The organism is Microbacterium sp. UBA1097, from assembly GCF_002313585.1.
GTDB lineage: Bacteria > Actinomycetota > Actinomycetes > Actinomycetales > Microbacteriaceae > Microbacterium.
The window spans coordinates 1-7,509 of sequence record NZ_DCBW01000004.1; the positions used below are offsets into that span (position 1 = coordinate 1).

At 63.8% G+C, this 7,509-nt stretch carries 10 protein-coding genes and 1 pseudogene; 1 reads left to right on the top strand and 10 read right to left on the bottom strand.

What is annotated here, in order from left to right:
* Positions 1-75: 75 nt before the first annotated feature.
* Positions 76-171: a hypothetical protein gene (locus B4F19_RS00305; protein ID WP_370651862.1), complete on the top strand. Its 96-nt coding sequence runs from the start codon at positions 76-78 to the stop codon at positions 169-171.
* A gap of 14 nt (positions 172-185) precedes the next feature.
* Here B4F19_RS00305 and B4F19_RS00310 read toward each other — a convergent pair whose 3' ends face one another.
* From B4F19_RS00310 to B4F19_RS00355, 10 genes and pseudogenes are all read right to left on the bottom strand, one after another.
* Complete coding sequence (locus B4F19_RS00310; protein ID WP_267189609.1) at positions 186-308, bottom strand: hypothetical protein; 123 nt, start codon at positions 306-308, stop codon at positions 186-188.
* 900 nt (positions 309-1,208) lie between these two features.
* On the bottom strand, positions 1,209-2,123 hold the full coding sequence (locus tag B4F19_RS00315; protein WP_005054941.1) for an alpha/beta fold hydrolase: 915 nt from the start codon (positions 2,121-2,123) through the stop codon (positions 1,209-1,211).
* Positions 2,124-2,139: 16 nt separating this feature from the next.
* A complete protein-coding gene (locus B4F19_RS00320) occupies positions 2,140-2,862 on the bottom strand; it encodes an alpha/beta fold hydrolase (RefSeq protein WP_005054944.1) in 723 nt (240 codons plus the stop codon).
* A 161-nt stretch (positions 2,863-3,023) separates the two neighbouring features.
* On the bottom strand, positions 3,024-3,569 hold the full coding sequence (locus B4F19_RS00325; protein WP_223159176.1) for an IclR family transcriptional regulator: 546 nt from the start codon (positions 3,567-3,569) through the stop codon (positions 3,024-3,026).
* 42 nt (positions 3,570-3,611) lie between these two features.
* Positions 3,612-3,764 (bottom strand): annotated as a pseudogene (locus B4F19_RS00330) (helix-turn-helix domain-containing protein); the annotation flags it as partial.
* Between the two features lie 112 nt (positions 3,765-3,876).
* On the bottom strand, positions 3,877-5,088 hold the full coding sequence (locus B4F19_RS00335; protein ID WP_005054949.1) for an NAD(P)/FAD-dependent oxidoreductase: 1,212 nt from the start codon (positions 5,086-5,088) through the stop codon (positions 3,877-3,879).
* Positions 5,085-5,282, bottom strand: coding sequence for a ferredoxin (locus B4F19_RS00340; RefSeq protein ID WP_005054951.1), 198 nt, complete (start codon positions 5,280-5,282; stop codon positions 5,085-5,087). The genes B4F19_RS00335 and B4F19_RS00340 overlap by 4 nt, the downstream gene beginning before the upstream one ends.
* Positions 5,283-5,285: 3 nt before the next feature.
* Positions 5,286-5,612, bottom strand: a complete 327-nt coding sequence (locus tag B4F19_RS00345; protein ID WP_005054953.1) for a hypothetical protein — start codon at positions 5,610-5,612, stop codon at positions 5,286-5,288.
* A complete protein-coding gene (locus B4F19_RS00350; protein WP_005054954.1) occupies positions 5,609-6,196 on the bottom strand; it encodes a 3-phenylpropionate/cinnamic acid dioxygenase subunit beta in 588 nt (195 codons plus the stop codon). The genes B4F19_RS00345 and B4F19_RS00350 overlap by 4 nt, the downstream gene beginning before the upstream one ends.
* On the bottom strand, positions 6,193-7,446 hold the full coding sequence (locus B4F19_RS00355) for an aromatic ring-hydroxylating dioxygenase subunit alpha (RefSeq protein ID WP_005054956.1): 1,254 nt from the start codon (positions 7,444-7,446) through the stop codon (positions 6,193-6,195). Before B4F19_RS00355 ends, B4F19_RS00350 begins: the two co-directional genes overlap by 4 nt.
* Between the last annotated feature and the right edge of the window lie 63 nt (positions 7,447-7,509).

A 7,509-nucleotide genomic window follows, 5' to 3' on the forward strand; every position in this document is an offset into this window, starting at 1 on the left:
TCTCACCCGCCTTGACACTTTCCGGAAGACCACGGCCTGCTCACTCGCACCGTCTACCCCGAGGTTCCCGCTCGCGTGGAGTACGAACTTACTGACCTCGGACACAGCGCAGCCGCCCCGTTGAAGCATCTGCGCGACTGGGTTGAACACAACGTCGGAACCGACCAGTAGCGACCCCCTCGGCGCTACATCGAGCCAGGAGTCCCGGCCTCCGCGTAATACCGCGTCAACACAGACGAGGCGTCGCGGTCGCCGTCACCGGACACGACAGAGTTCAGCAGGTACCGGTACCCGTCACCGGTCGTCATCACCCTAATTGATAACGTCACACCTAGAAGGTGCGAAGTAACCGACGCGCGAGCACAGGAGCGCTTCTGTCATTTCGAAGGCGAGACTTCGCGCGATTGGGATTCGCCGGGCCATCCTTCTTCTCTTTCGTCGAACGTCACCGCAACACCGTGTCGCTGGGGTTCGTGAAATCTTCTTCCGGAAGCGAAACCCAGGTACTGCGCCATGAGGAACTCGCCGCAGCGATGCACAGGCGTTCGACAGTTCGGTCGCACGAACCGATCGTTTGTTAACGGACGGCACTGTACGTCGATCGAAAGTCGCGCCGACACCCCCTGCGAATTCGCGTCGCGGGATAGTTTGCCAGGATCCGGCGATCAGCGTGGTGCGCATCAAGGAGGTGCGCAGCGGCCTCAGCACGAGGAGCCTGCCCGCGAGGCCGACCACCCCGCCCCTAGGAACGGTAGGAGTGCGACGTCGGGGCGAGCTGGGGGCCACCCCCCGAGACCGAAAGTAGCACCGCAGCGACGATAAGCGCCACGCCAACCAGGGTGGTCGTCAGCTCCCCGACCAACGAACCGATCCATCCGCGTTCCTGGAGGTCTCGGAACATCCTTATGCTCAGCCCGAACGTTCCGTTCGAGCTGCGAACCGATCGTCTCGATGCGTCGTGGCAGACGCCTCAGCTGTCCACCGATGACCTGGAGTTGCACGCGGCCGTCGGCGAACATCTCCCTTGAGTCCATCGCCAGACGTATGAAATGAGGAGTTCGAGCAAGGGCCCGATCGACCAAGTCGTAGTCGGCAACGAGCTGGCACAGCGTTCCCTCGAGTGACACGAAGGAAACGACTGGCGTTCTCCTCCGCTGTTGGGGACGTCGGGTCGGCTGAAATAATGGCCGGGACGATACGGTGGCGAGTCAGAGCGCCGTGATCCACCGCGCGATCTCGTCAGCGATCTCGTCGCTATTGTCTTCGACCATCAGCGAGTGGCCGTTCCCAGCGAGAAGAGGCAGTTCGGACGACCAGAAGGTGACGGCGGCGCCCTGATCGGTGAGCCAGGCCACGATGTCCTGATCCAGCTGCGAGGGGTGGTCGGTATCGGCTCCACCCGTGAAGACGAGAATCGGCTTGTTCGTGAACGCGTCGGTCGGCCCGATCCTCATTTGGCTCCCACCGATGTTCTGACGCTGATAAAGCATCCGGGCCGGGATCGGCCGAAGGGTGCGGCGGAACACCTCGATGCACTCGCGGGGGAACCGCCGGCTGGGTCCGATGGCCTTGTCGTTCACGAAGGCGCTTGTGGGTTCCCAGAAACCCATCTTCGGGATGGTCCAGTCGATGGCCGCTCCACGGATGGAGACCTCCTGGTCGGACTCCCTCACGATCTCGGGCACCGCCTGTATATTTCCAGGCGGGCCCGGAGCGACGGCTACGAGCCCGTCGATGAGATCGCCATGCGTCTCTAGGAGGCGGAAGCCAATCGGACCTGCCATCGAGTGCACGACCAGCACGACGTTCCGGCCGAGACCAGAGAGGAACACGCCCATCCCTCGGCACACGCTCTCATAGTCCAGCCGCGCAGACGCCGCACGATCATCGACGTGTTGGGCCGCCTCATAGGACAACCCCAGCCAGTCCACCACCAGCACACCGTAGCCATGCGATACGAATCGTGCCGCCCAGCCCTGTCGGCCGTCGGGCGTCTCGAGATAGTACTCGTTCGAGGCACCACCCCCGTGCACGAGGACGATCCACCGAGCAGGCGCACCCGACGGCGCCAGTTCGGTGTACGAGATCGGCGCGACGTCGTCTGGGCGTGAAATCGAATCCATAGCTTCCCCAGGCCTGTTAGGCAATGACGGCGTCGAGGGCCCGTGCGAGCCTCTCCGGATGCGTGAGCATCACCAAATGGCTTCCGTCGATCTCGATCGTGCGCGGACTATCAAGCCGCCCGGCCGCGGCCTGGTAGATCTCAGCGGGAACGGCCTGGTCCTGAGCGAGGAACACATAACTTGACGGGATGCTGCTCGCCCAGAACCGGTCGAGGCGGATCGGCTCATCGGACCAGCCTGCCGGCGCTGGGACGAGCCTCGGCTCGAGCGCGGCGAGCTGCTGCTGCTCGAACGGGGACATGTCCTGCATAGACGCGGCCCAGAGCTCAGGCGGCATGACGATGGTGTTGTCGTCGGACTGACTCGCAAGCGCCTTCGTCGCTGCGACCAACGGATCGGGGAGCACGTCGTTAATGGTCTCGCCGTCGCGCAGCACCCAGGCGTCGACGAAGACGACCCGGCCGATGCGCTCGGGCATCGCCTCAGCGACGAGTTGGATGAGCGGACCTCCGCCGCTATGACCGACGAGCACGATGTCGAGCTGGGTGAGCTCTCTTACCTGATCGATCAGATCGCGCGCCATCATGCTCATCGTGACGCCGGAGCGGTCCACGTCACCGTCTTCGAGACCGCGCAGCGTCGGCGCGATCACCTCGTGCCCCATTCTGCGCAATTCGTCGGCGACGCCGTCCCACACCCAGCCGCCTACCCATCCGCCGTGCACCAGTACGATCTGCATTGATCATCCTCTTCGCATATTTATCTGCTGAGCAGAACTTGTTCCTAACTAGAAGACACAATAGCTTGCGCGGCGCCAACAGTCCAGCATGGCTCGAGCTCTCTTCAGAACGCGCCGAACGACCCCTGCACCAGGTCGCAGGGGAAAGAGACGACGAGCCTTCAGGAGGTCAGGTCGGCCAGACGTACGGCTGCCTCATCGAGGAGTGCGACGAGGGTCTTCACCTTGCGGGGAGGCAAGCGGAACACCGGGGCAGATGCGTTGATCGCCAACCGCAGCCCGCTCGCCGAGGGAACGGCCACGGCCACCGAGGCCACGCCCTCCTCGCTCTCCTCCCGGTTCGTTGCATAGCCCTGCTTCGCGACAAGATCCAGTTGTGCGAGGAGCTCGGTCTTGGTACGGATCGACTGCGGAGTCACCTGTGAGAGTTGCTCGTCGGGGTAGAGACGGTCCAATTGTTCTCGCGGGAGCTGCGCCAGGAGAACCTTTCCCGTGGAGGTGCAATGGGCCGGCATCTCCTTGCCCAACCGTGAAGCGACTCGCACCGCCGTCGTCGGTTCCGAGACTGCGAGAAAGCGAGTGGAGTTGCCGTCGAGCGTGCCGAGGTGAACCGTCTCGCCGGCTTGGTGGCTGAGTTCCTCGAGGATCGGTTGCACGATCTGCGGGATGTCCATCTTTCTCAGCACCGAGAAGGCGATCGTGGTCAACGACGGCCCTGGCCCGTATGTCTTCGTTCGCGGGTCTTGCCGCACGAATCCTCGCCATTGAAGCATCGCGAGGATGCGATGCGCCGTTGAGGTCGCGACACCCAGGTGCTTGCTGGCGTCCGTCAGTCGAAGTTCGTTCTTCTCACCGAGCAGGAGCAGGAGTTTCAGGGCATTGTCGACCGACTCGATCGGTATTGCGGAGCCGCATCGACTCCGTCGGCTGCTCTATTTCTCTGCACAACAGAAACTGTATCGTTCCTGCCGGCCCTCAGGGCCGCCATCAAGGGCAAGGCGATCCCGTCCAGGTCTATCCGGACGCCGATTCGAGCAGCCGGCCCAGTCGTACACGAACGTCGGAAAGCGACGATCCCGCTGCGATGGACCGGCGGACTTCGACGAGAGCGCGGGGCCAATTCAGTACCACTGCCCCGTCGAATGACAGACCATTCTGAGAGTACAGAGACGCGATCCGGTCGGGTGTTCGAGGGTCCGTCACCATCTCGGGGTTGACTGCCGTCGTGCGACCGACGATGTGCAGCTTCCAGTTGAACTGGTCACTCCAGACATACTCGACAGGCAGATATGAGCGTCGGTCGTCGGGATGAGCGATGTTGTGCGCGACACAGCGCGCCTGGTCGACCGCATTCGTCCAGTGCTCAAGACGGGTGAGATCGCCGCGAACCGGATGCCGCCACCGCGCAACATCGCCGATCGCATGGATTTCCGGGGCGCCGAGTGCCGTGAGGAATTCGTCGCAGACGAGACCGTCGTCGATCTCGAGCCCTGAGTCCTCGAGCCATTCGACGTTCGGCACTGCCCCGATGCCGATGACGACGACATCACCGTGGAGCTCGGAACCGTCATCCAGGAGCACGCGGAAGTCTCCCTTCGCACCGTCGATCTGCGCGACCGTCCGTCCGAGAACCGCATGTACGCCATGCCGGGAGTGCTTCTGCGAGAAGAGGGCGCCAATCTCGTCACCGAGCCGGCGTGACATCAGGTCGCGTGTCGCCGAGACCAGGGTGACATCGACTCCGAGCCCAAGAGCGGTCGCGGCGACCTCGGCGCCGATGAAGCCCGCTCCGATGACGATGATCCTGCGATCGGGAACTAGCTCGGCGCGCAGCCGGTCTGCGTCGTCGAGTGTCCGCAGCACATGGATTCCCTCGCCTTCACCCCACGGCGACGGCCGCGCGCGGACGCCGGTCGCCACCACGAGGTCATCGAAGCCGACCCGCCGTCCATTCGCCAGCCGGAGCTCCGACAACGCACGGTCCAGACCTACCGCCGGCACACCGAGACGAAGGTCGATGTTAAGCTCGAGCGCCTCCGCCGCCGTGAGGAGCGTGACCTCGGCTGCACCTGCACCGACGAGGTATCCCTTCGACAGCGGCGGCTTGTCGTAGGGCAGCACGGGCTCGGAGCCGATGAGCACAACGTCTCCGCGATACCCCTCTGCCCGAAGCGCCTGCGCGGCCCGTACCCCCGCGATCGACGCACCGACAATCGCTGTCGTCATTCGTCTTCCACCCGGAGCGCGGAAACCGGGCAGCTGTTCGCCGCCTCGGTGACCCGTTTCCGGTCGGCCTCGTCGACCTCTGTTCTGAGCAGGATCACGACGCCGTCGTCATCGAGATCGAAATAGTCTCCCGCGGCCATGATGCAGTTGGCGTAGCCCTGACAGAGCCCGAGATCCGCTTTCACGACAGGCATGTGTCACTCCTCTCCTGCTTCTTCAGGCGTTATCTCAGGGAACATCGGTGCGAACGGTTGGGCGATCATGGCGGAGAACGTCGCCGTAGTCTGCCAGGTCAGCGCCTCGAGCTCGAGCGGATCGAGAGCGACCCACTGCCCGGATCGCGGCGACTCGATCAGGAGCCGGGAGCCGTTGCGTGTCTCCACGCGAGATACCCGGATCTCCGAGAACTCATTGGCGATCGAGATCGGAGCCCCTACCCGCTGGTCTTCGAGCCGCTGACGTTCGTCTGCTGCTGCGATGGCCGCGATGCGGTCGTCCTCTTCGCCTTCCCATTCGAGTTTCATAGGAAGATCGCCAGATTCTGTGTGCGCAAGACCGACTCGTCGACCGTGATGGTTCGGCGTGCGAGCTGCAACCCGCCGCCGACACGTCGCAGAACGTCTTCGCGGCCGGCCGAGATCACCGCGGGCTCGTGCACGTCGCCGCGACTGCGGAAAAGAAGCACCGCAGAATCGACGACGACCTCGCCCGGGACGTCGCTCTCGAAGGTGCGCACGTTCGTGACGAAGTGACGGAGCCGGGAGGGCGGATCCTCTGTCCAGGCGTGTTCCGTGAGGAAGCGGGCGACCCGCCGGCTCAGGGAGTACTTGTTCTCGTCCCAATGCGCCATGCCCGGAGACGTCGAGTACCCGGCGCCGAGCGCGGTAGTGACCTGCACGGGCATGATGTAGTGCACATCGTCGGCGATGAGGTCGAGCCAGTCCTCGTACCGCTGCTCGTCGAGGATGTATGCCTCTTCGACGAGCCACCTGTGCGTCTCCAGATGCAGGCCGTCCGAGAACGACAACGAACTCCCCACCCGCGTGGCTTTGGTCGTATGTGCTCCGAGCGGCGACTCTTTCAGTCGAACCCAGCGCGCCTCGGTCATGACAGCCCCTCCGGCATCCCCACCGACGAGATGATCAGCGCGGTCGGCTCCGTCTCGAGGTAGTCCGCCCAGCGCTCGAGCAGATGCCGCTGGTTGTACTCTCCGTAACCGACGTGGGCCACGCCCGGGCCAGAGAACGCGTCCGGTCCGAGCGGCTCCACGACGAATCTGCCGTCTTTCAGCACGCCCATCCGGCTGTTCAGCAGCAAGCGCCGCGCCATATTCCCTTTCGCGGTGTTCGTAAGGGACACCCAGTTCTCCACATCGTCCTGCTCGAACATCCCCGTGCTGCCGAAGCACATCAGGTACGCCTTGTACGACAGAGCCTTGAACTCCTCCGGTGCCGCTGCGTCGACGGCGAACCAGGAAAGCACCTCGGTCTCGTTCTCGCTGATCGGCTGCCAGGTACGGATCGAGATGAACGGGAGCACGTCGTCGCCGTCTTCCACCTTCGGCCAGTTGTGCACGAAGCTCATGTTCGGGAAGATCGAGGCCGCCGAGATCATGAAGCCGTTCTCGCCGATCACATTGAGCTGGTCCTGGGACCAGACCTCCTTCATCCGGTCGATCATCTCGTCGGGGTAGCCCACGTAGCGCAGCCGCTCCTCGAGCGTTCCCTCCGGAAGCTTGTAGGTCGTGCCTCCGCCGTTGCCCGCCCAGTACGTGTTGCCGTCTTTACGCTTCTCCGCCTTCGGTTCGCGGAAGAGGCCGATCTCGACCACCGAGGTGTGGGTCTGTGGCGTGTGGTACATGTCGCCGGCGAAGTTCTCTGCGCCGATCTTCCAGTTCGCCTTCACCCGCCAGCGCTGCGGGCCGCGGAGCTCGATGCCCGAGGAGCTCTGCTTCGTGTAGTAGTCGAGATAGAAAGCGAAATCGCCGAGGTAGTCGATCAGCGGTGGCGCATCCGGATCCATGCTGATGAAGATCAACCCGTTGTAGCTGTCGAGGCTCGGCGCCGGAAGCAGGCGGGCTCCCTTGCGATTGAAGCCAGCCTCGCCACCGTACGCCTCTTCGTGGAACGGCAGCCCCACGATTCGTCCGTCGTTGCGGTACGACCAGCCGTGATACGGGCAGCGGAAGTGCGAGGCGTTGCCCATTTCCGCCCGGCACACCTGCATTCCTCGGTGCAGGCACATGTTGAACATCGCCTTGACGGAGCCACTCTCGTCGCGCACCACGATGAACGAGTCGTCGAGCACTCGCCGCACCACGTAGTCGCCGGGCTGAGGGATCTCTGATTCGTGACCCACGAAGATCCACGCGCGACTGAACAAGCGCTCCCGCTCGAGCCCTGTGCGTCAGGATGGGGTGAG

What these genes read in the sequence shown, in the direction of transcription:
- B4F19_RS00335 (WP_005054949.1), bottom strand. Translation starts at nt 5,088, where the DNA reads ATGACGACAGCGATTGTCGGTGCGTCGATCGCGGGGGTACGGGCCGCG.
- B4F19_RS00340 (WP_005054951.1), bottom strand. Translation starts at nt 5,282, where the DNA reads ATGCCTGTCGTGAAAGCGGATCTCGGGCTCTGTCAGGGCTACGCCAAC.
- B4F19_RS00320 (WP_005054944.1), bottom strand. Translation starts at nt 2,862, where the DNA reads ATGCAGATCGTACTGGTGCACGGCGGATGGGTAGGCGGCTGGGTGTGG.
- B4F19_RS00310 (WP_267189609.1), bottom strand. Translation starts at nt 308, where the DNA reads ATGACGACCGGTGACGGGTACCGGTACCTGCTGAACTCTGTCGTGTCC.
- B4F19_RS00345 (WP_005054953.1), bottom strand. Translation starts at nt 5,612, where the DNA reads ATGAAACTCGAATGGGAAGGCGAAGAGGACGACCGCATCGCGGCCATC.
- B4F19_RS00315 (WP_005054941.1), bottom strand. Translation starts at nt 2,123, where the DNA reads ATGGATTCGATTTCACGCCCAGACGACGTCGCGCCGATCTCGTACACC.
- B4F19_RS00350 (WP_005054954.1), bottom strand. Translation starts at nt 6,196, where the DNA reads ATGACCGAGGCGCGCTGGGTTCGACTGAAAGAGTCGCCGCTCGGAGCA.